A 21,369-nucleotide genomic window follows, 5' to 3' on the forward strand; every position below is an offset into this window, starting at 1 on the left:
CCCTCCCACCCGTCGGTGCCTCACAACAAACGTCCACAACATCCATTCAAGGAGACAACACCATGACTCACACCTCCCGCATCGCGCTCGCCGGCATCCTCGGCGCCCTCGCGCTTTCGGGCGCAGCCCATGCCCAGGGCTACCCCACCAAGCCCATCAAGCTGCTCGTGCCCTTCGCGGCCGGCGGCACCACCGACCTGATCGCGCGCATCGTGGCCGAGCCGCTGGGCCGTGCCCTGGGCCAGCCCGTGGTGGTCGAGAACAAGGGCGGCGGCGGCGGCAGCATCGGCGCGGCCGAGACGGCGCGCTCCCAGCCCGATGGCTACAGCCTGGGCATCGCCACCGTGTCCACCACGGCCACCAACCCGGCGATCAACCCCAAGATCCCGTACAACGTGCTGACCGACTTCACGCCCATCGTGAACATCGCGGCCACGCCCAACATCATTGCGGCCAACCCCAAGTTCGCGGGCAAGAACTACCAGGAGTTCCTGGCCGAGGTGAAGAAGAACCCCGGCAAGTACTCCTACGCCTCGCCCGGCAACGGCAGCATCACCCATCTGATGATGGAGATGTTCAAGCTGTCCACGGGCACCGACATCACCCACGTGCCCTACCGTGGCAGCGGCCCCGCGCTGAACGACGCCGTGGCCGGCCAGGTTCCGCTGATCTTCGACAACCTGCCCTCGGCCCTGGGCTTCGTCAAGGAAAAGCGCCTGGTGCCCATCGTGGTGGCCGCGCCCCAGCGCCTGGCCGCCCTGCCCGATGTGCCCACCTTCAAGGAAGTGGGCCTGGCCCCCGTCAACCGCATGGCCTACTACGGCATCGTAGGCCCCAAGAACCTGCCGCGCGACATCGTGGACAAGGTCAACGCCGCCACGCGCAAGGTGCTGCAGGACCCGGCCATCAAGAAGCGCATCGAGGAAACCGGCTCGCTGATCGTGGCCGACACGCCCGAGCATTTCTTTGAAGAGATCAAGGCCGAACTGGCGGTCTACAAGGACGTGGTGCAAAAGCAGAACCTGACGATGGATTGAGCCTGCGCGTCACCCACCGACCATCCCCGCCACGGCGGGGATTTTTTCAGGCTTCGCCAGCGGCAGGCGACAGCAACGCCTCGCACACCTCGCACAGGCGCTCAGCCAGACGCCGGCCCGGCGCCGACAACTGGGCGCGCACATGCAGTGCCACTTCCACATCAGGCACGGGGGCGAAGCCGGCCATGCCGTCGAGCAGGCGGTGGCCGGGCCCGACCAGCCGGCGCGGCAGCAGGCTGATGCCCAGTCCCTGCTCCACGGCGGCGTCCAGGCTCGCCAGGCTGGCGCTCACATAGGCCAGGCGCCAGCGCCGGCCTGCGGTATCCAGCGCATGCGTCATCTCGCTGCGGTACAGGCCGCCCTGCGGAAATACCACCAGGGGCAAGGGATCCATCCCGTGGCAGGGATGCCGCGCACTGTCTATCCAGGCCAGCGGTTCAGGCCAGCGCGCCATGCCGGGCGTGCTGCCGCTGCGCTGCTTGACGATGGCCATGTCCAGCTCGCCGGCCTGCAGTTGCTGCCATATCGCCTGCGACAGCCCGCTGGTCAGCTCCAGGCGCAACTGCGGCTGGCTGCGCGCCAGCGCGCCCAAGGCGGGCATCAAGGCATGGCCGGCAAAGTCCTCTGGTACGCCGATGCGCAGCACGGCCTCGGTGGCGCCTGCCAACTGCTCCACGGCCTCGTCCATGAGGGCCAGGATGCGTTGCGCATAGGCCAGCAAGCGCTCTCCTTCCAGCGTGCATTCCACATGGCGCCCGCTGCGGTCCAGCAGCGTGCAGCCCATTTGCTCCTCCAGCCTGCGGATCTGCTGGCTGACCGTGGACTGGGTCAGATGCACGCCCTGCGCCGCGCGCGTGAAGCTGCCGGTTTCGGCCACGGCGCAGAAGCTGCGCAGCAGGGTGGGGTCTATGGAAGAGGGTTGCATGGGGCTTAGGCAAATTTCAGTGGCTTTGTCACTGCCCAGCATTTGATCATTTAATTTTCCAATTGATGGCCCCCGTCCTAGACTGCGGCCTCAGCTCCCGATTGCCCAGCCATCCCCATGCAAGAACAAGAACACATCCGCCTGCTGCGCCATGCCGTGCAGCTGGCGCACGACAACCGCCTGCGGGGCGGCCGGCCCTTCGGCGCCCTGCTCGCGCGCGAGGGGCAGATCCTGTCCACGGGCGTCAACGAGATCGTGCAAAGCCATGATCCCAGCGCCCATGCCGAAATGCAGGCGCTGCGCGCAGGCACGCGCGCCCAGGCCAACCCCAGCCTGGCTGGCTGCACCATCTACGCCAGCGGCCACCCCTGCCCCATGTGCCTGGCGGCGCTGGTGATGGCCGGGGCCGAGCAGGTTTTCTTCGCCTTCGACAACGCGGATGCCCAGCCTTACGGCCTGTCCAGCGAAGGCGCCTACCAGCGGCTGCGCATGCCGCTGCAGCCGCCACCGCTGCCCCTGGTTCGGCTGGACACGGGCATCACGGCGGCCCAGCTGTATGGCAACGCCCCCTGGGCCTGAAGCCATGTCGTCCATTGCGCCTGCACGCACCGAGGCGCCTGCCGCAGCGCACGCCATTCCAACGGCGCTGTGGCTGGCCACCGTGGTCCTGGTCACACTGAACCTGCGCCCGTTTCTCACGGCCATCGGCCCGCTGGGCCCGCAGATACAGTCCGCCACCGGCATGGATCTGTCCACGCTGTCCTGGCTGACGCTGCTGCCCATGGCGTTGATGGGTGTGGGCGCCTGGCTGGCCCCGGCCGCACTGCGGCGCCTGGGTCCGCGCCGCGCCGTGGTCGGGTCCTTGGCGGTGATTGCGCTGGGCTGCGCGCTGCGCGTGGCGGGCTCCAGTGCGGCCACCCTGCTGGCCACGTCCGCGCTGTGCGGCGCTGGTGTGGCCCTGGTGCAAGGCGTGCTGCCGGGCCTGATCAAGCGCCAGTCGCCCGCACGCATGGCCCAGATGATGGGGCTGTACTCGGCCGCGCTCATGGGCGGAGGGGCGCTCGGTGCCCAGATTTCGCCGCTGGCCGTGCAATGGGGACTGGACTGGCGCTTTGCGCTGGCGCTCTGGACTGCGCCCGCCCTGCTGGCCTTGGTGTTGGCGCGGCATGCGCTGAGCACATTGCCGGGTCCGGCGCCCATGGCGACCCATGCCTCGCAAGACACCGGCTGGCTGCGCCGGCGCCCGCGCACCTGGCTGCTGATGGCCTGCTTCGGCCTCATCAATGGCGGCTATGCGGCCATGGTGGCCTGGCTTGCACCTTTCTACCAGACGCACGGCTGGAGCCCCGCGCAAAGCGGCGGCCTGGTGGCCCTGCTGTCGGTGGCCCAGGCCAGCGCCGCGCTGGGACTGCCCGTGCTGGCTGCGCGCCATGCCGACCGGCGGCCGTGGCTGGGGTTCACGCTGCTGTGCCAGATCATCGGCCTGGCCGCGCTGGCCTGGTGGCCTGATGCGGCGCCGCTGCTCAACATCGTCATCCTCGGCATCGGCCTCGGTGGCTGCTTCGCGCTGATGATGGTGGTGGCGCTGGACCATCTTCCCCACCCCACGCAGGCCGGTGCGCTCAACGCACTGATGCAGGGCGGCGGCTTTCTGATTGCGGCGCTGGCGCCCTATGTGATCGCCCGGCTGCACCAGTTCACGGGCGGATTCGGCGCCGGCTGGCTGGCCCAGATGGCCGCCGTGCTCGTGGTCTGCGTACTGGTGTCACGCCTGGCGCCGCAGCGCTACGCCCAGGCCATGCGGGCACCCGGCGACTGACCCGCTTCAGTGCGCGGCCTGGAAGCCGGCCGACCAGCGCACGAAGGCCCAGATGCACCAGGCCAGGCCCAGCGCCACCAGGCCGCCGCCGATCCAGCCGATGTTCTGCATGCCCGCATGCATGCTGACCTGGCTGCCCAGCAGCGCACCGCCGCCAATGCCGATGTTGAAGATGCCCGAGAACATGGACATGCCCACATCGGTGGCGTCGGCCGCCAGCTTGAGCACCTGGGACTGCATGGCCAGGGCGAAGCAGATCATGGCGACACCCCAGACCGAGCTCATCACGTAGAGCGATGCCTCATGGCCCGAGGCCGGCACCAGCATCAGCAGGCTGGCCGACAGCACGCCAATGGCGGCCAGCAGAAAGCCGCGCGGATGGCGCAGCCCCCACCAGCTGAACATCACGCTGCCCACGATGCCCATGCCGCCGTACAGCAGCAGCACGGCCGTGGTCACCTTGCCCTCGAAGCCCGCGATGTCCTGCACGAAGGGCTCGATATAGCTGTAGGCCGTGAACTGCCCGGTGATCACGACCACCAGCAGGATGTAGATGGACAGCAGCGCCGGGCGGCGCAGCAGCATGGGCACGCTGGCCAGGTTGCCCGCGTTCTCGCTGGGCAGGCGCGGCAGCAGCCGGGCCAGGGCCACCATGACAATGGCGGCCACCCCGCCCACGGCCAGGAACGTCGTGCGCCAGCCCAGCCATTCGCCCACGATGCGGCCCAGCGGAATGCCCAGCACCATGGCCATGGAGGTGCCGGTGGCCAGCAGGCTCAGCGCCACGGCCTTCCTGCCGGGCGGCGCCACGCGCACGGCCAGCGAGGCGGTGATGGACCAGAACACCGCATGCGACAGCGCAATGCCGATGCGGCTGACCATGAGCGAGGCAAAGCTCCAGGCCACGCCCGACAGCACATGGCTGGCCACGAACAGCGCGAACACGCCCATCAGCAGCTTGCGCCGCTCCACATTGCGCGTGAGCAGCATGAAGGGCAGCGAGGCCAGGGCCACGATCCAGGCATAGATGGTCAGCATCAGCCCGACCTGCTCGGTGGGCATGCCAAAGCTCGCGCCAATGCTGCTGAGCAGGCCCACGGGCACGAACTCGGTGGTATTGAAGACGAAGGCGCCCAGCGCCAGCGCGATCACGCTGAGCCAGGCCTGGGCGGCCGTGGGTGTGGATGACGCGGAAACGGAGCCGGCCGCAGCGGAGACGGAAGGGGGCATGGGGAACGTGGGGCCTTTTTTGTTGCAGCGCAATATTGTGCTGCGCCATGCGACCGCCTGATGTCAGCTGCCGCGCAGGCCCCAGTGCCGCCAGGGGGACTTAGGCCGGCGGCAGGTGGCAGACGGCCTCGATGTTGTGGCCGTCGGGGTCGAGCACAAATGCTGCGTAATAGTCGTCATGGTAGTGCGGTCGCAGGCCGGGCTCGCCGTTGCAGCGCCCGCCTGCCGCCAGGGCCGCCGCATGGAAGTCGTCAACCATGTGACGGTTGTCCACGCGGAAGGCCACATGGATGGGAGGCTGATTGGGCGTGCCCCCGCTGATCCAGAAATCGGGCTTGGGCGGCTCGCCGAAGCCCGCAGTGTCCGTATGGCCCGTGACTTCGGCAGAAAGCTCCATGAGGATTTCATAGCCCAGCGGCGCCAGGGCGCGTGCATAGAAATCCTTGCTGCGCTCGAAGTCCGATACGAGGATTCCCGTGTGGTCGATCATGGCTGTGCTCCTGCCTGTTCATGACGGACACCAGCATGCCATGGAGACCGCTGCGGCACCAGTGGACTGGCGCAGGTGTTCAGTAAGCGACGGTGAAACGCTGGCGCAGGTGCAGGCCCTTGTCCAGCGCGTCGACCAGGGCCACGGCCAGGTCCGCTGCCGAAATCGTGCCGGGCTGGCCATCGGCCTGCATCAGCGGCTCATCCTTGCCCGTGCGGTATTGGCCTGTGCGTTCGCCATGGTCGCCCAGATGCAGGGCAATGGGCGGGCTCAGCATCGTCCAGTCCAGGCCCTGCTCCTTTTGCAGATCGTTGAGGGCATCGCGGGCAGCCGAGGCGCCAGGCTTGATGGCCGCCGGGAACTCGGGCGTGTCCACCAGTTGCTTGCCGGGTGCGATGTAGAGGCTGCCTGCGCCGCCGACCACCAGGTAGCGCTTGATGCCGGCCGCCTTGGTGCCCGCCACGATGGCGCGCGAGCCGCGCATGAAATCCTCATAGATGTCGGGATTGCCCCAGCCCGCGTTGTAGGCGCTGACCACGGCGTCCGCGCCCGCCACGGCGCGCTGCACGGCGGCGGCGTCCAGTACATCGGCCTGCACGGCCTGCAGCCGCGGCTGGGCCGCCAGCTTGGCGGGGTCGCGCACCAGGGCCACGACCTCATGGCCGCGCTGCAGCAGCTCCTTCAATACCGCCGAACCCACAAAGCCGGTTGCGCCAATCAATGCCACTTTCATCTTCGGTCCTTTATGGCGCCAGGGCGCCTGTTCACGATGGCATTGAGATTACGCCGTTCACAATGCATGCGGTAGACGGCAATTTTTACCAAGACCTTGAAGTGCAGCTTCACAATACAGCCCATGGATGACTACAAACGCATGGCCGTTTTCGCCGCCGTGGTGCAGCACGGCTCCATGAGCGCCGCCGCGCGTGCCCTGGGCATGAGCCCCTCGGCCGTGAGCCAGCAGGTGCGCCAGCTCGAACGCGATGGCGGCGTCACCCTGCTGCACCGCTCCACCCGGCAGATCGCGCTGACCGACACGGGCGAGCGCTACTACCAGCAGTGCGCCGCCATGGCCCAGGCCGCCAGCCAGGCGCGGGCCGAGCTGGCGGCCGCGCGCGACGAGCCCGGCGGCGAGCTGCGCCTGTCAGCCACCGTGGGCTTTGCCCGCCACATCGCGCCGGCCCTGGGCCACTGGCTGGCCCGGCACCCCGCACTGCGCCTGCACCTGGATGTGGACGACGCGCCCATCGACCTCATACAAAGCCGCATCGACCTGGCCTTGCGCTTCGGCCGGCTGGCCGATTCCGGCTGGGCCGCCCGGCGCCTGGGCGCCATGCGCAATTGGCTGTGCGCCTCGCCCGCATGGATACAGGCCCAGGGGGGCGGCGCGGCCTGGCGCCACCCGGCACCGCTGGCCAGCATGCGCTGGCTGGGCCTGGCGCGCGAGGGCCAGGGCCAGGCCCTGCGTGCCGAGGCGCGCCACCCTGACACGGGCGAGACCTACAGCCTGCAGGTGCTGCCGCATGTGGCCAGCAACAACCAGCTGTCCATCCAGCAGATGTGCGAGGCGGGCCTTGGCCTGGCCCTGCTGGGCAGCATGGACGTGGCCGACACGGTGGCCGAAGGCCGCCTGGTGCGCCTGCTGCCCGACTGGGACTTCGGCGGCCTCGACATCTGGGCCGTCACCCCGCAGCGCCAGGCCCAGCCCGCCAAGGTGCGCCAGGCCATCGCTGCCTTGCAGGCCTATCTGGCCCGGTTGCCGGGCGTGGTCGATGCGCCGGCCCCGGCCTGAGGATCATGGACAGCGCACGAAAAAAAGCCCGCACGGGGCGGGCATGAAAACGAAGGAAGGACGCTCGCTCAGTCGAGGGCTGTCTTCTGGCCGTTCTTGAACACGCTCAGTGTGTACGAGGGGTTCTTCATCTCGCCGTTCTTCTCGAAGGCGATCTTCGAGGTCACGCCCGAGTAGTCGGCCTTTTGCAGGAAGGGGATGTAGACCTTGGGGTCCCAGGAGTTGGCGCGCTTCATGGCGTCGGCCAGCATCATGGTGGCGTCGTAGAAGTACGGGCTGTAGACCTGGAACTGGCCGGGGTACTTGGCGTCGTAGCGCTTTTTCCATTCCGTGCCGCCGGGCATCTTGGCCAGCGAGGCGCCGCCATCGGCGCAGATCACGTTGTCCAGAGGCTTGGCACCGGCCGCCACCTTGGCCAGCTCGGGCACGCACAGGCCGTCGCCGCCGAAGTACTTGGCATCGTTCAGGCCCAGCTGGGCCATCTGGCGCAGCATGGGGCCGGCCTGGCCGTACATGCCGCCGTAGAAGATGCCATCGGGCTTCTTGGCCTTGATCGAGGTCAGGATGGCCATGAAGTCCGTGGCCTTGTCGTTCGTGAACTCCGAGGCCACGACTTTCACGCCCAGCTTTTCCGCATCCTTCTTGAACACATTGGCCAGGCCCTGGCCGTAGGCCGTGCGGTCATCGATGATGGCCACGGTCTTGAGCTTGAGCGTCTGCGCCGCGTACTTGGCCAGTGCCGCGCCCAGCGCGTTGTCATTGGCGATCACGCGGTAGGTGGTGTTCCAGCCGGGCTTGGTCAGGTCGGGGTTGGTGGCCGCGCCCGTGATCATGGGAATGCCGCAGTCCTGGAAGACCTTGGACGAGGGAATGGCCACGCCCGAGTTGAGGAAGGCCACGGCGCCGGCGACCTTGTCGTCGCACAGCTTCTGCGAGGCGGCCGTGCCCTGCTTGGGATCCGCCACATCGTCCTCGGCCACCAGCTGGAACTTGACCTTCTTGCCGGCGATCTCCATGCCCTTGGCATTGAGCTCGTCGATGGCCATGCGCACGCCGTTTTCGTTGTCCTTGCCGAAATTGGCCTGGGGACCGGACACCGGGCCGATGTGGCCGATGCGGATCACCTGCTCTTGGGCCATGGCCACGCCACCCATGCCGGCCACGACGGCCGCAATACACAACTTCCGGGACATCTTCATCGCGCACTCCTCAGTTGAAACAGGCCGTCACGTTATTCCCGTCATCGCGGCTTGGCAATGCCGCGTGACGGGGCCGCGACACTCGGCTCCAACTCAGTGTTTACGAGCATCCATCCCCACCCAAAGCTGTGCTGGGTGGCGCGCCGCAACCGGCGACGCAGGCGACGCTTGCAACTCAGGCCGCGCGGGCCTGGCCCAGCGCCTGCACCTGGGCCAGCTGGTCCAGGGCCGCCAGGCAGGCATGTGCCACCTCCACGCCCTTCTTCACGAAGTGGGCGCGGAAAAACTCCACATGGTCGCCGTGCTCGTGGAAGTCGCGCGGCGTGAGCACGGCGGAGAACACCGGCACCTCGGTGTCGAGCTGCACGCGCATCAGCCCGTCGATCACGGCCGAGGACACGAACTCATGGCGGTAGATGCCGCCATTGACCACCAGAGCGCAGGCGACGATGGCGTCGAAGCGGCCAGTGTCGGCTAGCTTCTTGGCCAGCAGCGGGATCTCGAAGGCGCCGGGCACATTGAAGTGGCTGATGTTCTGCGCGGCCACGCCCTGGGCCTGCAGCTCGGCCGCCATGGAGTCGCGCGCCTGGTGCACGACATCGGTATGCCAGCTCGCGCAGATGACGGCCACGCGGCTGCGGCCCGCGACGGCCCTCCACGGCGTGCCCGAGGCCGTGCCGTGTGCGGAGAAATTCAAGGAGACAGGAGTCTGATTCATGGTGCTCTTTCAAGATGAGACAAATGAATCAGGGCGCGCGCCATGGCGCCGCATGGCGCGGCGCAGCCCATGGGAAAACCATTGGCATGGCGCCTGCCATGCAGGTGCTGCGCGATCTCTTTCATCCGGACTGTGACCGTCGGCTCTGGCATCTCACCAGATCTGCTGACCCCGGCCGGCCTTGCGGCTTGCCGGGCGCTCGCGGGCTCCTGGACACATGCCGAACGACAGATCCAGATACCGCCGGTGGGGAATTTCGCCCCGCCCTGAGAACGCTGCTTTGCGGCGCACGGACTGCGCACCGCCAAAGACAGAGGCCATTCTAGCCGCGCCCGCAAGCCATTGCCGCAATCGGGGCGGCAGGCGCCCTTGCGCACCACGCCTGCGCAATTCATCTGGCAACACCTACAGAATATGGGCGAATTGCTATCAAAATAGAAGCTCCGCTGTCGCCCTTGTTGCCTTGCAAGGACGACCCAGGTCAACCAATACGGCCTGTCAAACGTCATAGGAAGAGATCCAGACAGGAAACACGCCTTTGCCCGGACCCCATACCATGCCCCGTTCCAACGCCCCCACCGCGCAGTCACACCAGCAGCGTGACCTGCGCCCCCTGCGCACGCTGCGCCTGCTGGCCGGCCTTGGCCTCGCCGCCCTGGTCACCGCCTGCGCCGTGCCGCCCGATGGCTACTCGGACATGGGCTCCGGCTACCCCAGCTATCCCAGCTATCCGACCTACCCCAGCTACCCCTCTGGCGGCGGCGTCATCTACCCCTCCTATCCCACGCAGCCCGCCTATCCCGACAACGGCTGGTACGAGCGCCAGCGCCTGCAGCGTGAGCGCGATCGCCTGCAGTACGAGCGCGAGCGCATTCAGCAGGAGCGCAACCGCGACGCCTGGCGCGACCGCCAGGAGCGCGAGCGTGAAATGCGCGAGCGCGACCGGGACCGTGACCGCCAGGCACAGGACCGCGACCGCCAGTTGCGCGAGCGCATGCAGGAGCAGCAGCGCCGCGAAGCCGAGCGCCAGCAGCGGGACCGCGAGCGCGACCAGGGCCAGCAGCAACGCGATCGTGAACGCCAGCAACGCGACCGGGAACAGCAGCAGCGTGACCGCGAGCAGCAGCAACGCGCCATCGAGCGCATGCAGCGCGAAAGCCAGGGCGGCGGCAACCCCTACCCCACGCAGGATCCGCGCCACTGGCGTTGAACGGCTGACCAGCGGCATATCCAGCCCCCTGCGCTGCGCACCATAATCGGCAATGCACCACATCCCTGTGCCGTTTGTGATGGGAAAGGAAACCGCCATGCACCGCACCCAAGACCTTTGCCAGCGCCGGGCGCTGGCGGCGCTTGTACCGATGCTTGCAACGCTGGTGGTGGCACTCACCGCAGGCCCGGCCTCGGCCCAGGTCATCCGCTGCACGGACGCCAAGACCGGCCGCGTCACCTACACCAACAGCAGTTGCAAGGACGGCGAAAACCGCGTGCAGGTGCAGGAAGCCCCCAGCCCCGAAGAGCTGGAACGCGAGCGCGCGCAGGCTGCCGCCGCCATAGAGCGCAAGAACCAGCAACTGACCCGCGAAGAGGCCGAGCGCCGCGCACGCGCCCAACAGCAGGAGCGCGAGGCGCGCAGCCGGCGCGAGCGCGAGAACTCGGCGCAGCGCGACAGCGGCGACTCACCTGCCTGCCAGCAGGCGCGCCGCCGTCTGGACACCATCCTGGCCGAGTCCAATCCCGATCCCGCCACCTGGGGCCCGCGCAGTCAGGCCGCCCAGCAGCAAATGGAAATGGCCTGCCTGGGCCCCAAGGCCTATGAGCAGCTGCAGCAATCGCGCGCATTGCAGCCCAATGCCATCAACCGGCCGTGGATCGTCGGGCGCCCCGTGCCGCCGCAGCCGCTGCCGCCTTCGGCGCCCATCTCGCACTGCAACGTATTTCGCTGCTACGACACCAACGGCGGCATCCATCCGCGCTGATTCACGCGCGCAGGCCCTGCTCCACGGTGGGGTAGCGCAGGCGCAGGCCCAGCTCGGCCTTCAGGCGCTGGTTGCGCAGGCGGCGTGACTCCCCCATGAAGCTCAGCAGGCTGGCCGGCAGCTCGCGCTGTGCCTGCTCGCGCGTGATGCGCGCGGGGCGCGGCAGGCCGTAGAGATCGGCCGCAAAGTCGAAATAGTCCCCCATGCGCAGCTGCGTATCGTCGCTGGCGTGGTAGATGCGCTGCGGCCGGCCGCGCCACAGCGCCCGCACGCAGGCGCGGGCCAGATCGTCGGCATGGATGTGGTTGGTGTAGACATCCTCTGCGGCGCACAGCAGGGGCGTGCCGCGCAGCAGGCGCCCGCGCGGCGTACCGTTTTCCCGGTCCGGCGCATAGATGCCCGGGATGCGCAAAATGCTGGCGCGCAGCCCGCCGCGCCCGGCAAAGCGCACGGCACGCTCGGCGTTCACGCGGCGCTGGGCACGCGCCGTGGCCGGTGCGGGCGGGCGGCTTTCGTCGATCCAGGCGCCCTCGCAGTTGCCATAGACGCCCGAGGTCGAGCCATAGACCAGGCTCGCCGGCCGGCCGCGACGGCGCAGCACGCGCAGCAGGGCCGTGGTGCGCGGGTCCAGCCACCAGCCCTCTTCGCCGGCAGGCGGATTGGGTGGCGGCGCCAGGTGGACGACGCGCGTGACCAGGCCGGCCAGACGGCGCAGCGTGGCAGGCGCGTCCAGATCGCCCAGCAGCGGCGTGATGCCGCGCCCGCGCAGATCCTGCAGGCGCTCGGCGCCACGCGTCAGGGCCAGCACGCGCGGGCCCCGTCGTGCGGCACCGGAGCGCGCGCCGGGCGCGCCCGCCAATGCACCAGCCACGCGCAGCCCCACGTCGCCGCAGCCGACGATGAGCACGCGTTCGCGTCGAAAGCGCGCCGGCAGCGCGCCCAATGGGTTTTGGTTTGAGGGCAAAATCCTGGCCTGTTGCGAGGGCGGCCACCCGCGCGCCGCCGGTCGCGGCAGCGGCATGTCCGTCCGGGAAAGAAGATCGCCGGCGCGCTCCACGCGCCCGCCAGCGCCCCCGAGGATACCGAGAACATGACCGAGATAGCCAACGCTTCCCACGAAATCACCGTACAGCCCAGCGGCCGCGCCTTCGCCACGCAGGGCAGCGAGACCATCCTGGCCGCCGCCATCCGCTCCGGCGTGGGCCTGCCCTATGGCTGCAAGGACGGTGCCTGCGGTTCCTGCAAGTGCAAGAAGCTCAGTGGCGATGTCACCCATGGCCCGCATGCCGACAAGGCGCTGACCGCCCAGGAAGAGGCCGACGGCTATGTGCTCACCTGCTGCGCCAGGCCGGCCACCTCGGTGGTGCTGGAGTCGCGCCAGGTCACCGATGCCAGCGCCTTTCCCATCAAGAAAATGCCCGTGCGCGTGGCCACGCTGGAGAAGAAGTCGCACGACGTGATGCAGGTGCGCCTGCAACTGCCCGCCGCAGACAAGTTCCGCTACCACGCAGGCCAATACGTGGAGTTCATCCTGCGCGACGGCGCCCGCCGCGCCTACTCCATGGCCACGGCCCCCCACGTGCAGGACACGGCACCGGGGCTGGAGCTGCACATCCGCCACATGCCCGGCGGCAAGTTCACCGACCATGTGTTCGGCGCCATGAAGGAAAAGGAAATCCTGCGCGTGGAAGGACCGTTCGGCAGCTTCTTCCTGCGCGAGGACAGCGACAAGCCCGTCATCCTGCTGGCCTCGGGCACGGGCTTCGCCCCCATCAAGGCGCTGCTGGAGCACATCCGCCACAAGGACATCCACCGCTCCGTCACCCTGTATTGGGGCGGCCGCCGCCCCGAAGACCTCTACATGGATGCCTGGGTGCGCGAACAGGCCGAAGCCATGCCGCAGCTGTGCTACGTGCCCGTGGTCTCGGATGCCCTGCCCGAAGACGCCTGGACCGGCCGCACGGGCTTCGTGCACCAGGCCGTGCTGGACGATTTTGCCGACCTCTCGGGCCACCAGGTCTATGCCTGCGGCGCGCCCATCGTGGTCGATTCCGCGCACCAGGCCTATGTGCACCAGCGTGGACTGCCCGACGAAGAGTTCTACGCCGACGCATTCACCACGGAAGCCGACAAGGCAGCCTGAAGCCAGGGCAGATCAATCAATACGCAGAAAAACTGCTCTGCATACCTGCGCGCAGCCAGGTGTCGCAATTTTTTTGCACAATAGCGCCCCTATGAACCGTAGAAACAGCCTTCTCTCGGTCATGGCGGCCGCTGCTGCCCTGGCCTCCCCGCTTGCCCTGGCGCAAGAGCCCATCCGCCTGATCGTGCCCTATGCGCCCGGCGGTCCGCTGGACATCACCTCGCGCGCGCTGGCCGAGCGGGTGCGTGACTCCCTGGGAGTGGTGATCATCGACAACAAGGCCGGCGCCGGCGGCAACATCGGTGCCGACGCCATTGCCCGCGCCACGCCGGACGGCATGACCATCGGCCTGGCCGCCACGGCCACCCATGCCGTCAATCCCTGGCTGTACGCCAAGATGCCCTATGACGCGGGCAAGGACTTCGCCGGCATCACCCAGATGGTGCGCGTGCCCAATGTGCTGGTGATGAACGCGGCCCGTGCCGAGCAGCTCAAGATCCACAGCGTGGCCGACCTGATCGCCTACGCCAAGGCCAACCCCGGCAAGCTCAACTACGGCAGCGGCGGCAACGGCAGCGCGGGCCACCTGGCCGGCGAAATGCTCAAGCAAAAGGCCGGCATCTTCGCGCTGCACGTGCCCTACCGCGGAGCCAACCCGGCCCAGCTGGCCCTGCTGTCGGGCGAGGTGGACTTCAACATCGACAACCTGGCCGCCGCGGCGCCCAACATCCGCTCGGGCAAGCTCAAGGCGCTGGCCGTGACCACGCTGAACCCCACCACGCTGCTGCCCGGCGTGCCCGCACTGTCCAAGACCTTCCCCGGCTTTTCCATCGACACCTGGTGGGGCCTGGTGGCCCCGGCCGGCACGCCCAAGCCCGTGCTGGACAAGCTGAGTAAGGCCTTTGGCGATGCACTGGCCGCGCCCGAGACCAAGACCCGCTTCGAGACCCTGATGGCCGAACCCGTGTCCTCCACGCCCGCCGAATTCGACAGGTTCATGGCCGCTGAGCGCGCCAAGTACCAGCCCATCGTCAAGGCCTCCGGAGCGAAGGTGGACTGAGCCGATCCACCGCGTCCCGACTGGCAAAAAGCCGCAGCCGCCCTCAGGGCGCTGCGGCTTTTTCATTCAGGCCACTGTCGGGATTCAGGCTTGTCGGAGATGCCAGCCAGGCTTGTGCGCCAGGCGGATGCCCTGCCCCGCCACGGCCTGCAATTGCCCTGGCGTGACGCGCTCAGGCGCGATCTCGGCCAGCGGCACGAGCACGAAGGCGCGCTCGTGCATGCGCGGGTGCGGCACGCTCAGGCGCGGCAGCGCGATGCGCTCGTCGTCCCACAGTTCGATATCCAGGTCCAGCGTGCGCGGCGCGTTGCGGTAGGGACGCTCACGGCCGGCCGCCAGTTCGATGGCCTGCAGCGCATCGAGCAGCGCCAGCGGCTGCAGCGTGGTGTGCACGGCGGCCACGGCGTTCAGGTAGTCCGGGCCGCTGGAATCGACGGGCGCCGTGCTGTAGAGAGAGGACACGGCCACAAGGCGCGTGCCAGGCAGGCAGCCAATGGCCTGCAGCGCCTGGGCCAGCGCCTGGCCCCGGTCGCCCAGATTGGCGCCCAGGCCAATGGCGACCCAGTGCCCCGGCTCAGTCATCCCCGCCCACGGCGCCATCACCACCGCCCTGTGGCTTGCGGCGACGGCGGCGGCGCTTCTTGGGCGCGGCCCCTTCCTCACCCTCCACCTGGGGCAAGGCGGCGGCAGGTGCGTCGGCCTGCTGCGCTTCGCCAGCGCCGGCCTCCTCGCGCGCAGGGCGGGCCTTGGCCACGCGGTGCACCTTGGGCTCGGCGCTGCGCTGGCGGGCGCGCTGCTCGTCGCGGGCCTGGGCGATCAGGTCGTCGCGGCGCGCGTCGTCGGCGTTCTGGAATTCCTGCCACCAGCTGGCCAGGCTTTCATCGACCTCGCCGATGTCGGCGCGCAGGCGCATGAAGTCGAAGCCCGCGCGAAAGCGCGGCTGGGCCACCAGGCTGAATGGCGTGGCGCCCGTGCGCTTGTCAAAGCGCGGCTGCATGACCCAGATCTCGCGCATGTCGGCGGCCAGCTTGCCGCGGCCCGAGACATCGCCGATGCGCTGGTCGAACACTTCGTCGATGGATTCCTGCAGCGCGGGGAAGGGGTGCTGGCGCTGGTTCAGGCGGCGCTCCCAGCCGGTCTTGACGTCATGCCACAGCACGCAGGCCAGCAGGAAGCTGGGCGCCACGGGCTTGCCTTCCTCGACACGGCGGTCGGTGTCGGTCAGCGCGGCGCGCACAAAGGGCTGCTCCGCGCGCTCGACCACCACATCCAGCAGCGAGTAGATGCCGCGCGCCAGGCCCAGGCCGCGCAACTGCTCCACCGAGGCCAGCGCGTGGCCGGTCTGCAGCAGCTTGAGCATTTCATCGAACAGGCGGCTTTGCGGCACATCGGCCAGCAGCGGCTCGCACTCCACCAGGGGCTTGGCGGTCTTGGGCTCGATCTTGAAGCCCTTGCCCGCCAGCTTGGCCGCGAAGCGCACGGCGCGGATGATGCGCACCGGGTCTTCGCGGTAGCGCGTGGCCGGGTCGCCGATCATGCGCAGCATGCGCTTCTTGGCGTCGTCGATGCCCTTGTGATAGTCCACCACGATCTGCGTGCGCGGGTCGTAGTACATGGCGTTGATGGTGAAGTCGCGGCGCGTGGCGTCCTGGTCCTGCGGGCCCCAGACGTTGTCGCGCAGCACGCGGCCGCTGGCGTCCACCGCATGGTGCATGCCGGCGAGCTGGGCCTTGCTGGTGCGCTCGTTGCCGCTCACGGCCTCGGCCGCGCTGTTGTCCAGGAAGGCGCGGAAGGTGGAGACTTCGATGACCTCGTTCTCGCGCCCGCGGCCATAGACCACGTGCACGATGCGAAAGCGCTTGCCGATGATGAAGGCGCGGCGGAACAGGCCCTTGACCTGCTCGGGCGTGGCATTGGTGGCCACGTCGAAGTCCTTGGGGCGCAGGCCCAGCAGCAGGTCGCGCACGGCGCCGCCGACGATGTAGGCCTCGTAGCCGGCGTCCTGCAGCGTCTCGACCACGTCGATGGCACGCCGGTCCACCAGGTTGGGGTCGATGCCGTGCACCTGCACGGGCACTTCCTGGCGCTTGCCGAAGGGGGACTTGCGGGCGCGGGGGGCCGCCGAGGTCTTGCCCAGCAGCTTGTCGATGATGTTCTTGATCATGGTGCTTCGCCAAACAGGTCCAGAATGCGCCAGCCACGTTCCTGGGCCAGGGCGCGCAGCCGTGCGTCGGGGTTGGTGGCCACGGGATGGTCCACGCGTTCGAGCAGGGGCACGTCGTTCCAGGAGTCGCTGTAGAAGAAGCTCTCCACGCCGCCCCAGTCCAGGCCACGCGCATCCAGCCACTGCTGCATGCGCTGGACCTTGCCGTCGCGCATGCTGGGCGTTCCACGGATCTCGCCCGTGAACCAGCCCTGGGCGTCGCGTTCCAGTTCCACGGCAATCAGCTCCTGCACGCCCAGTGCGGCGGCGATGGGGCGCGTCACGAACTCGTTGGTGGCCGTGACGATGATGATCTGGTCGCCCGCCTGCTGGTGCGTGCGCAGCAGCTCCAGCGCCTGGGGACGGATCGCGGGGGTGATCACCTCGCGCATGAAGCGCTCATGCGCCTCGCCGGCCTGTTGCGCGCCACGGCCGCAGAAGGCCTCGGTGGCAAAGCGCACATAGTCGTGCACGTCGAGCGTGCCGGCCTGGTAGTGCGCGAAGAACTCGGCGTTGCGGCGGCCGAACTCGGCCGGATCGGTCCAGCCGATGCGCGTCGTGAACTCGCCCCACTCGTAGTCCGAATCGAGCGGCAGCAGCGTATGGTCCAGGTCGAACAACGCCAGCCGGGGCCGGAGTTGCTTCTGATCAGAGGTCATGCATATCCTAAAAAAATGGGTCCCGCGCTGCCCTTGCAACGCAGGCTCCGCCGGCTCCCGCAGTCCCTGCCCACACGAGAATGTGGGCTCATTCGGTTTCCAGCATCGTCTTGAGCAACGGAATGGTGATGGCGCGCTTGTTGCGAAGCGCAAAGCCGTCGAGCATGTCGAGCAGCTGCATCAGGCTGCCCAGGTCGCGTGAGAAGCGCTTGAGCATGTAGTCCATCACATCGTCGCCCAGAAAAACGCCACGGGCATCGGCCTCCTGGCGTAGCACCGCGCGGCGCGCGGTTTCATCGAGCAGTTGCAGCTGGAACACATGGCCCCAGCCCAGCCGCGTGCGCAGATCCTCGCGCAGCTTGAGGTCGGCCGGCGGCAGGGGGCCGGCTCCCAGCACCCAGCGCGGCGAGCCCGTGGCCGGGCTCGTCGCATTCACGAACCAGTTGAAGGCCCGCGCCTGCTGCAGCGGAGTGTAGATGTCCACGTCGTCCATCAGCACCGCCGCCCAGCGCTCGTCGAACGGCGGCGGGAACAGGGTGGATGCATCCATCCAGCCCACCATGGCGCCCTGCTCGCGCAGCGCCTCGCGCACGGCCTTGAGCAGGTGGGTCTTGCCCGAGCCCGACTCGCCCCAAAGATAGGTGGGCACCGGCGTGCGGGCGGTCTGCATGCGGCCGTCGCCCACCCAGTGGCGCAGATGATCGATCACTGCGGCATTGGGACCGACGAAAAAGCGCGACAGCGTCGGACTCGACGCCATGCTGATATCCAGAGCCAGCTGCTTCATCTGCGACATACGCGCAGCGCCCCCTTTCCTGTATCCAGGCGGGTCCATGCGGCAAAAGCAGGCAGAGGAATCGGCAACGGCATTGGGTTGAGAGCAAAGACAGGCCCGCCTCGGCGCAGCGCTGCGGCAAGGCGGACAACGCCCGGGAGCTCCCGGGCGGACGAGGGATTTTAGTCTGCGCGGCGCCCGGCACGGCGGCAGCCGGCCCGCATGTGCAACGAAAGCCCCCTCGAAGCCCACTGGCGCGCGCGCCTGCCGGCGGCCGGCGCCGTAGAATCCCGGGGTTCCAGCCCGGCATCGGGCCTACCGCACCGTACCCATCCATGAGCTCTTCTGCCCCCTCCTCTACCCCGATTTCCTACAAAGACGCCGGCGTCGACATCGTCGCTGGCGATGCGCTGGTCGAGCGCATCAAGCCGCTGGCCAAGAAGACCATGCGCGAAGGCGTGATGGCCGGCATCGGAGGCTTCGGCGCGCTGTTCGAGGTGCCCAAGCGCTACAAGGAACCCGTGCTGGTCTCGGGCACCGATGGCGTGGGCACCAAGCTCAAGCTGGCCTTCGAGTGGAACATGCACGACACCGTGGGCATCGACCTGGTGGCCATGAGCGTCAACGACGTGCTGGTCCAGGGCGCCGAGCCCCTGTTCTTCCTTGACTATTTCGCCTGCGGCAAGCTGGACGTGGACACGGCCGCTGCCGTGGTCGGCGGCATTGCACGCGGCTGCGAGCTGTCGGGCTGCGCACTGATCGGCGGCGAAACCGCCGAAATGCCCGGCATGTACCCTGCCGGTGAATACGACCTGGCGGGCTTTGCCGTGGGCGCCGTCGAAAAGTCCAAGATCCTCACGGGCCAGAGCGTGGCTGCAGGCGACGTGGTGCTGGGTCTGGCCTCGGCCGGCGTGCACTCCAATGGCTTTTCCCTGGTGCGCAAGTGCATTGAGCGCGCCGAAGCCCAGGGCAGCCTGCCCGAATCGCTGGACGGCAAGCCGTTCAAGCAGGCCATCATGGAACCCACGCGCCTGTACGTGAAGAACGTGCTGGCCGCACTGGAGCAGCACCCCATCAAGGCGCTGGCCCACATCACCGGCGGCGGCCTGCTGGAGAACATCCCCCGCGTGCTGCCCGAAGGCCTGGCCGCCCACCTGGATGCCGGCAGCTGGCCCCAGACCGAGCTGTTCGCCTGGCTGCAGAAGACGGCGGGCATCGACGCCGTGGAAATGAACCGCACCTTCAACAACGGCATCGGCATGGTCGTTGTCGTGCCTGCAGAGGCTGCCCAAGCCACGGCCGCCACGCTCAAGCAGCTGGGCGAGACGGTCTACACCATCGGACGCATCGCCGCACGCGGCGAGGGCGAGCCTGTCGAGGTCCGCTGACCACGGGCCCGCAGCGCATGACCCAGCACCTGCCCTCGCCCATCATCTCCCCGCAGCCCGCGCCCACGCGCGGCGTGACGCTTTCCAGCTATGTGCTGATGGCAGGCGCCCTGCTGCTGATCATGTGGCAGGGCCTGTTGCCGGGCATGCTTTGTGTCTGCGTGGGCTTTCTGGTCACGCGCGCCCTTGCCGGGCTGCTGGCACGGGCCCAGCCCAAGGCCCGGCGCGGCTCGCTGCCGCGCTGGACCCAATTGGTGGCAGCCACCATCGTCATTCTTGCGCCGCTGGCCCTGCTGAGCGGCGCGCTCTCGCATACACGCACCTACATCACCGACGCGCCGCAGCAGTACCGCGAACTGCTCGACTATCTGGCCCACACGGTGCTGGAGTTGCGTGACAAGCTGCCCGCCGACATGGCCGACCAGTTGCCGGACGGCGCGCAGGAAATCCAGCACCTGCTGGCCAGCTACCTGGCGGCCAAGGCCGGCGCCCTAGCCCATGCGGGCCGCGCCTGGCTTACCGGCCTGCTGTACGCCTATGTGGGCCTGATCATCGGCGCGCTGGCCGCCGTGCGCCCCATCACCACGCGCCGCCCGCCCCTGGTGGCTGCGCTGCGCGAACGCATCCGGCTCATGGGGCTGGCCTTCCGCCAGATCGTGGCGGCGCAGTTCTGGATTGCGGCCTTCAACACCTTCCTGACGGCCATCTTCCTGCTGGGCGTGCTGCCGCACTGGAACCTGACCCTGCCCTACACGCCGGCCCTGATCACGCTGACCTTCATCGCGGGCCTGGTGCCCATCGTGGGCAACCTGCTGTGCAATGCGGTGATCACCATCGTGGGGCTGTCAGTCTCCCCGGTGGCCGCCGCGGCCTGCCTGGGCTTTCTGATCCTGATCCACAAGGCCGAGTATGTGATCAACGCCAAGGTGGTGGGCCAGCGCACGCACATGGGCGTGTGGGAGCTGCTGGCCGTGATGTTCGTGGCCGAGTCGGTGTTCGGCCCCGCAGGCCTGGTGGCGGCGCCGCTGTTCTACGCCTATCTCAAGAAAGAGCTGGAAGCCGTCCGGCTGGTCTGAGCAGCGCTCCGACCCTGGGGGTTGCCGCCGCTACAGCCCCCTGAGCCGCCGGATCACCTCGCGCACGGCCACGGCCTGCGCGCCCTGCTGGGAATGCAGGAAGCGCTCCAGGTCTTCGAGCGCACGCTCGGTCACTCCCCACTGCGCATAGGCCAGCCCCCGGTCCCGGAAGATCTCCGGCATGTCGGGCCGCAGCACGGCCAGCCGGTTGAGCACGGCCACCAGCAGCGGCCAGTCGCGCCGTGCATGGTGGATCTCCTGCAGATTGCGCAGCATGCGCTCCAGAATGTCGCGCGGCGATGCGCCCTGCAGGTACATGCCCAGCGGAGCCGCCTCCTCGGCGGACAGGCCGGCGTTCTGCCAGAAGGGCTCCAGCCGCTCAGCCAGGCTGTTGGCCGAGAAGGATTCACCGCTCAGCGGGTCCATCACCACCTGCCCCTGGGGCAGGCGCAGCTTGACCAGGAAATGCCCGGGAAAGCTCACGCCCTGTGCCGGCAGATCGATGGCCGCAGCCAGCTCCAGCCAGATCAGCGCCACACTGATGGGAATGCCGCGCCGCGTCTGCAGCACATGGTGGATGTAGCTGTTGGACGGGTCGTAGTAATCGTTGAGATTGCCGCCAAAGCCCAGCTCGCCATAGAAGAACTGGTTGAGCACGCGCAGGCGCTGCAGCGAATCGGTTTCGCCGGCCAGGCGCTGGAGCAGGCGCACCTGCAGCCGGTCCAGCTCGGCGCTGGCCGCCTGCAGGTCGAGATCGGGCACGGCATCCTGGGCGATGCTGATTGCCGCCTCCATCAACGGCAGATGGTCATCGCTTTGCACCAGCGCTGCAAAGTATTGCAGGGCCGTTGGCGTGTCTTCGTAACTCCAGCTCAT

At 68.4% G+C, this 21,369-nt stretch carries 22 protein-coding genes and 1 riboswitch; of the genes, 10 read left to right on the top strand and 12 right to left on the bottom strand.

Translation table 11 applies throughout. From position 1 onward, the window contains the following. The first annotated feature begins 62 nt into the window (after positions 1-62). Positions 63-1,037: a tripartite tricarboxylate transporter substrate binding protein BugE gene (locus AC57B5_RS11780; RefSeq protein WP_012204128.1), complete on the top strand. Its 975-nt coding sequence runs from the start codon at positions 63-65 to the stop codon at positions 1,035-1,037. 46 nt (positions 1,038-1,083) lie between these two features. Here AC57B5_RS11780 and AC57B5_RS11785 read toward each other — a convergent pair whose 3' ends face one another. Beyond that, the gene (locus AC57B5_RS11785; RefSeq protein ID WP_496399590.1) at positions 1,084-1,962 is read right to left on the bottom strand and encodes a LysR family transcriptional regulator; all 879 of its coding nucleotides are present in this window, start codon (positions 1,960-1,962) and stop codon (positions 1,084-1,086) included. A 117-nt stretch (positions 1,963-2,079) separates the two neighbouring features. Between AC57B5_RS11785 and AC57B5_RS11790 the strand changes: the two genes are divergently transcribed. Together AC57B5_RS11790 and AC57B5_RS11795 are read left to right on the top strand one after the other, a co-directional pair. Continuing rightward, positions 2,080-2,541 carry a nucleoside deaminase gene (locus AC57B5_RS11790; RefSeq protein WP_043824076.1) on the top strand — a complete coding sequence of 154 codons (462 nt, stop codon included), beginning with the start codon at positions 2,080-2,082 and terminating at the stop codon, positions 2,539-2,541. A gap of 4 nt (positions 2,542-2,545) precedes the next feature. After that, positions 2,546-3,781, top strand: a complete 1,236-nt coding sequence (locus tag AC57B5_RS11795) for a cyanate transporter (RefSeq protein WP_496400109.1) — start codon at positions 2,546-2,548, stop codon at positions 3,779-3,781. 6 nt (positions 3,782-3,787) lie between these two features. On the opposite strand, the gene AC57B5_RS11800 is transcribed toward AC57B5_RS11795, so the two are convergent. The 3 genes from AC57B5_RS11800 to AC57B5_RS11810 form a co-directional block, all read right to left on the bottom strand. Beyond that, a complete protein-coding gene (locus AC57B5_RS11800) occupies positions 3,788-5,011 on the bottom strand; it encodes a sugar transporter (RefSeq protein ID WP_012204124.1) in 1,224 nt (407 codons plus the stop codon). A 100-nt stretch (positions 5,012-5,111) separates the two neighbouring features. Next, entirely contained in the window at positions 5,112-5,501 is a 390-nt protein-coding gene (locus tag AC57B5_RS11805) for a VOC family protein (RefSeq protein WP_012204123.1), read from the bottom strand. Positions 5,502-5,580: 79 nt separating this feature from the next. Then, the gene (locus AC57B5_RS11810) at positions 5,581-6,234 is read right to left on the bottom strand and encodes an NAD(P)-dependent oxidoreductase (RefSeq protein ID WP_012204122.1); all 654 of its coding nucleotides are present in this window, start codon (positions 6,232-6,234) and stop codon (positions 5,581-5,583) included. A 123-nt stretch (positions 6,235-6,357) separates the two neighbouring features. Between AC57B5_RS11810 and AC57B5_RS11815 the strand changes: the two genes are divergently transcribed. Beyond that, positions 6,358-7,293 carry a LysR family transcriptional regulator gene (locus AC57B5_RS11815; protein ID WP_063326895.1) on the top strand — a complete coding sequence of 312 codons (936 nt, stop codon included), beginning with the start codon at positions 6,358-6,360 and terminating at the stop codon, positions 7,291-7,293. A gap of 68 nt (positions 7,294-7,361) precedes the next feature. Here AC57B5_RS11815 and AC57B5_RS11820 read toward each other — a convergent pair whose 3' ends face one another. Both AC57B5_RS11820 and AC57B5_RS11825 read right to left on the bottom strand, forming a co-directional pair. Beyond that, positions 7,362-8,492 (bottom strand): branched-chain amino acid ABC transporter substrate-binding protein, encoded by a 1,131-nt coding sequence (locus AC57B5_RS11820; RefSeq protein ID WP_013803650.1) that lies wholly within the window; start codon positions 8,490-8,492, stop codon positions 7,362-7,364. 175 nt (positions 8,493-8,667) lie between these two features. Next, positions 8,668-9,210 (bottom strand): 6,7-dimethyl-8-ribityllumazine synthase, encoded by a 543-nt coding sequence (locus AC57B5_RS11825; protein ID WP_013803651.1) that lies wholly within the window; start codon positions 9,208-9,210, stop codon positions 8,668-8,670. A gap of 109 nt (positions 9,211-9,319) precedes the next feature. Next, positions 9,320-9,488, bottom strand: a riboswitch (FMN riboswitch). 278 nt (positions 9,489-9,766) lie between these two features. Here AC57B5_RS11825 and AC57B5_RS11830 point away from each other — a divergent pair. Together AC57B5_RS11830 and AC57B5_RS11835 are read left to right on the top strand one after the other, a co-directional pair. Then, positions 9,767-10,420, top strand: a complete 654-nt coding sequence (locus AC57B5_RS11830; RefSeq protein WP_013803652.1) for a hypothetical protein — start codon at positions 9,767-9,769, stop codon at positions 10,418-10,420. A gap of 97 nt (positions 10,421-10,517) precedes the next feature. Further along, positions 10,518-11,189 carry a DUF4124 domain-containing protein gene (locus AC57B5_RS11835; protein ID WP_043824151.1) on the top strand — a complete coding sequence of 224 codons (672 nt, stop codon included), beginning with the start codon at positions 10,518-10,520 and terminating at the stop codon, positions 11,187-11,189. A 1-nt stretch (position 11,190) separates the two neighbouring features. Here AC57B5_RS11835 and AC57B5_RS11840 read toward each other — a convergent pair whose 3' ends face one another. Further along, the gene (locus AC57B5_RS11840) at positions 11,191-12,210 is read right to left on the bottom strand and encodes an SDR family oxidoreductase (protein ID WP_496399591.1); all 1,020 of its coding nucleotides are present in this window, start codon (positions 12,208-12,210) and stop codon (positions 11,191-11,193) included. Positions 12,211-12,279: 69 nt separating this feature from the next. Here AC57B5_RS11840 and AC57B5_RS11845 point away from each other — a divergent pair, with 69 nt between their 5' ends. Both AC57B5_RS11845 and AC57B5_RS11850 read left to right on the top strand, forming a co-directional pair. Next, a complete protein-coding gene (locus tag AC57B5_RS11845) occupies positions 12,280-13,332 on the top strand; it encodes a CDP-6-deoxy-delta-3,4-glucoseen reductase (RefSeq protein ID WP_012204115.1) in 1,053 nt (350 codons plus the stop codon). A gap of 91 nt (positions 13,333-13,423) precedes the next feature. Then, positions 13,424-14,392: a Bug family tripartite tricarboxylate transporter substrate binding protein gene (locus AC57B5_RS11850; RefSeq protein WP_043781175.1), complete on the top strand. Its 969-nt coding sequence runs from the start codon at positions 13,424-13,426 to the stop codon at positions 14,390-14,392. Between the two features lie 84 nt (positions 14,393-14,476). On the opposite strand, the gene folK is transcribed toward AC57B5_RS11850, so the two are convergent. The 4 genes from folK to hda form a co-directional block, all read right to left on the bottom strand. Continuing rightward, positions 14,477-14,992, bottom strand: coding sequence for a 2-amino-4-hydroxy-6-hydroxymethyldihydropteridine diphosphokinase (gene folK / locus AC57B5_RS11855; RefSeq protein ID WP_496399592.1), 516 nt, complete (start codon positions 14,990-14,992; stop codon positions 14,477-14,479). Beyond that, a complete protein-coding gene (gene pcnB, locus AC57B5_RS11860; protein WP_063326898.1) occupies positions 14,967-16,556 on the bottom strand; it encodes a polynucleotide adenylyltransferase PcnB in 1,590 nt (529 codons plus the stop codon). The genes folK and pcnB overlap by 26 nt, the downstream gene beginning before the upstream one ends. Then, entirely contained in the window at positions 16,553-17,254 is a 702-nt protein-coding gene (locus tag AC57B5_RS11865; RefSeq protein WP_012204110.1) for a histidinol-phosphatase, read from the bottom strand. Before AC57B5_RS11865 ends, pcnB begins: the two co-directional genes overlap by 4 nt. Before the next feature lie 88 nt (positions 17,255-17,342). After that, a complete protein-coding gene (gene hda / locus AC57B5_RS11870) occupies positions 17,343-18,041 on the bottom strand; it encodes a DnaA regulatory inactivator Hda (RefSeq protein ID WP_026062235.1) in 699 nt (232 codons plus the stop codon). 323 nt (positions 18,042-18,364) lie between these two features. Between hda and purM the strand changes: the two genes are divergently transcribed. Together purM and AC57B5_RS11880 are read left to right on the top strand one after the other, a co-directional pair. Next, positions 18,365-19,417: a phosphoribosylformylglycinamidine cyclo-ligase gene (gene purM, locus AC57B5_RS11875; RefSeq protein WP_013803658.1), complete on the top strand. Its 1,053-nt coding sequence runs from the start codon at positions 18,365-18,367 to the stop codon at positions 19,415-19,417. Positions 19,418-19,434: 17 nt separating this feature from the next. Next, complete coding sequence (locus AC57B5_RS11880; RefSeq protein WP_012204107.1) at positions 19,435-20,493, top strand: AI-2E family transporter; 1,059 nt, start codon at positions 19,435-19,437, stop codon at positions 20,491-20,493. 30 nt (positions 20,494-20,523) lie between these two features. Here the strand turns inward: AC57B5_RS11880 and AC57B5_RS11885 are convergent, their stop codons facing one another. After that, on the bottom strand, positions 20,524-21,369 hold the full coding sequence (locus tag AC57B5_RS11885) for a SirB1 family protein (RefSeq protein WP_013803659.1): 846 nt from the start codon (positions 21,367-21,369) through the stop codon (positions 20,524-20,526).

The sequence above is a fragment of the Delftia sp. BGA-UO-ETr-SB1 genome (genome assembly GCF_059567865.1).

Bases quoted from the DNA above. Each gene is read 5' to 3' on its own strand.
- AC57B5_RS11780 (WP_012204128.1), top strand. From the start codon at position 63: ATGACTCACACCTCCCGCATCGCGCTCGCCGGCATCCTCGGCGCCCTC.
- AC57B5_RS11790 (WP_043824076.1), top strand. From the start codon at position 2,080: ATGCAAGAACAAGAACACATCCGCCTGCTGCGCCATGCCGTGCAGCTG.
- AC57B5_RS11845 (WP_012204115.1), top strand. From the start codon at position 12,280: ATGACCGAGATAGCCAACGCTTCCCACGAAATCACCGTACAGCCCAGC.
- pcnB (WP_063326898.1), bottom strand. From the start codon at position 16,556: ATGATCAAGAACATCATCGACAAGCTGCTGGGCAAGACCTCGGCGGCC.
- AC57B5_RS11865 (WP_012204110.1), bottom strand. From the start codon at position 17,254: ATGACCTCTGATCAGAAGCAACTCCGGCCCCGGCTGGCGTTGTTCGAC.
- hda (WP_026062235.1), bottom strand. From the start codon at position 18,041: ATGAAGCAGCTGGCTCTGGATATCAGCATGGCGTCGAGTCCGACGCTG.
- AC57B5_RS11785 (WP_496399590.1), bottom strand. From the start codon at position 1,962: ATGCAACCCTCTTCCATAGACCCCACCCTGCTGCGCAGCTTCTGCGCC.
- AC57B5_RS11825 (WP_013803651.1), bottom strand. From the start codon at position 9,210: ATGAATCAGACTCCTGTCTCCTTGAATTTCTCCGCACACGGCACGGCC.
- AC57B5_RS11805 (WP_012204123.1), bottom strand. From the start codon at position 5,501: ATGATCGACCACACGGGAATCCTCGTATCGGACTTCGAGCGCAGCAAG.
- AC57B5_RS11885 (WP_013803659.1), bottom strand. From the start codon at position 21,369: ATGAGCTGGAGTTACGAAGACACGCCAACGGCCCTGCAATACTTTGCA.
- AC57B5_RS11820 (WP_013803650.1), bottom strand. From the start codon at position 8,492: ATGAAGATGTCCCGGAAGTTGTGTATTGCGGCCGTCGTGGCCGGCATG.
- AC57B5_RS11810 (WP_012204122.1), bottom strand. From the start codon at position 6,234: ATGAAAGTGGCATTGATTGGCGCAACCGGCTTTGTGGGTTCGGCGGTA.
- AC57B5_RS11880 (WP_012204107.1), top strand. From the start codon at position 19,435: ATGACCCAGCACCTGCCCTCGCCCATCATCTCCCCGCAGCCCGCGCCC.
- AC57B5_RS11840 (WP_496399591.1), bottom strand. From the start codon at position 12,210: ATGCCGCTGCCGCGACCGGCGGCGCGCGGGTGGCCGCCCTCGCAACAG.
- AC57B5_RS11795 (WP_496400109.1), top strand. From the start codon at position 2,546: ATGTCGTCCATTGCGCCTGCACGCACCGAGGCGCCTGCCGCAGCGCAC.
- folK (WP_496399592.1), bottom strand. From the start codon at position 14,992: ATGGCGCCGTGGGCGGGGATGACTGAGCCGGGGCACTGGGTCGCCATT.
- AC57B5_RS11835 (WP_043824151.1), top strand. From the start codon at position 10,518: ATGCACCGCACCCAAGACCTTTGCCAGCGCCGGGCGCTGGCGGCGCTT.
- AC57B5_RS11850 (WP_043781175.1), top strand. From the start codon at position 13,424: ATGAACCGTAGAAACAGCCTTCTCTCGGTCATGGCGGCCGCTGCTGCC.
- purM (WP_013803658.1), top strand. From the start codon at position 18,365: ATGAGCTCTTCTGCCCCCTCCTCTACCCCGATTTCCTACAAAGACGCC.
- AC57B5_RS11800 (WP_012204124.1), bottom strand. From the start codon at position 5,011: ATGCCCCCTTCCGTCTCCGCTGCGGCCGGCTCCGTTTCCGCGTCATCC.
- AC57B5_RS11815 (WP_063326895.1), top strand. From the start codon at position 6,358: ATGGATGACTACAAACGCATGGCCGTTTTCGCCGCCGTGGTGCAGCAC.
- AC57B5_RS11830 (WP_013803652.1), top strand. From the start codon at position 9,767: ATGCCCCGTTCCAACGCCCCCACCGCGCAGTCACACCAGCAGCGTGAC.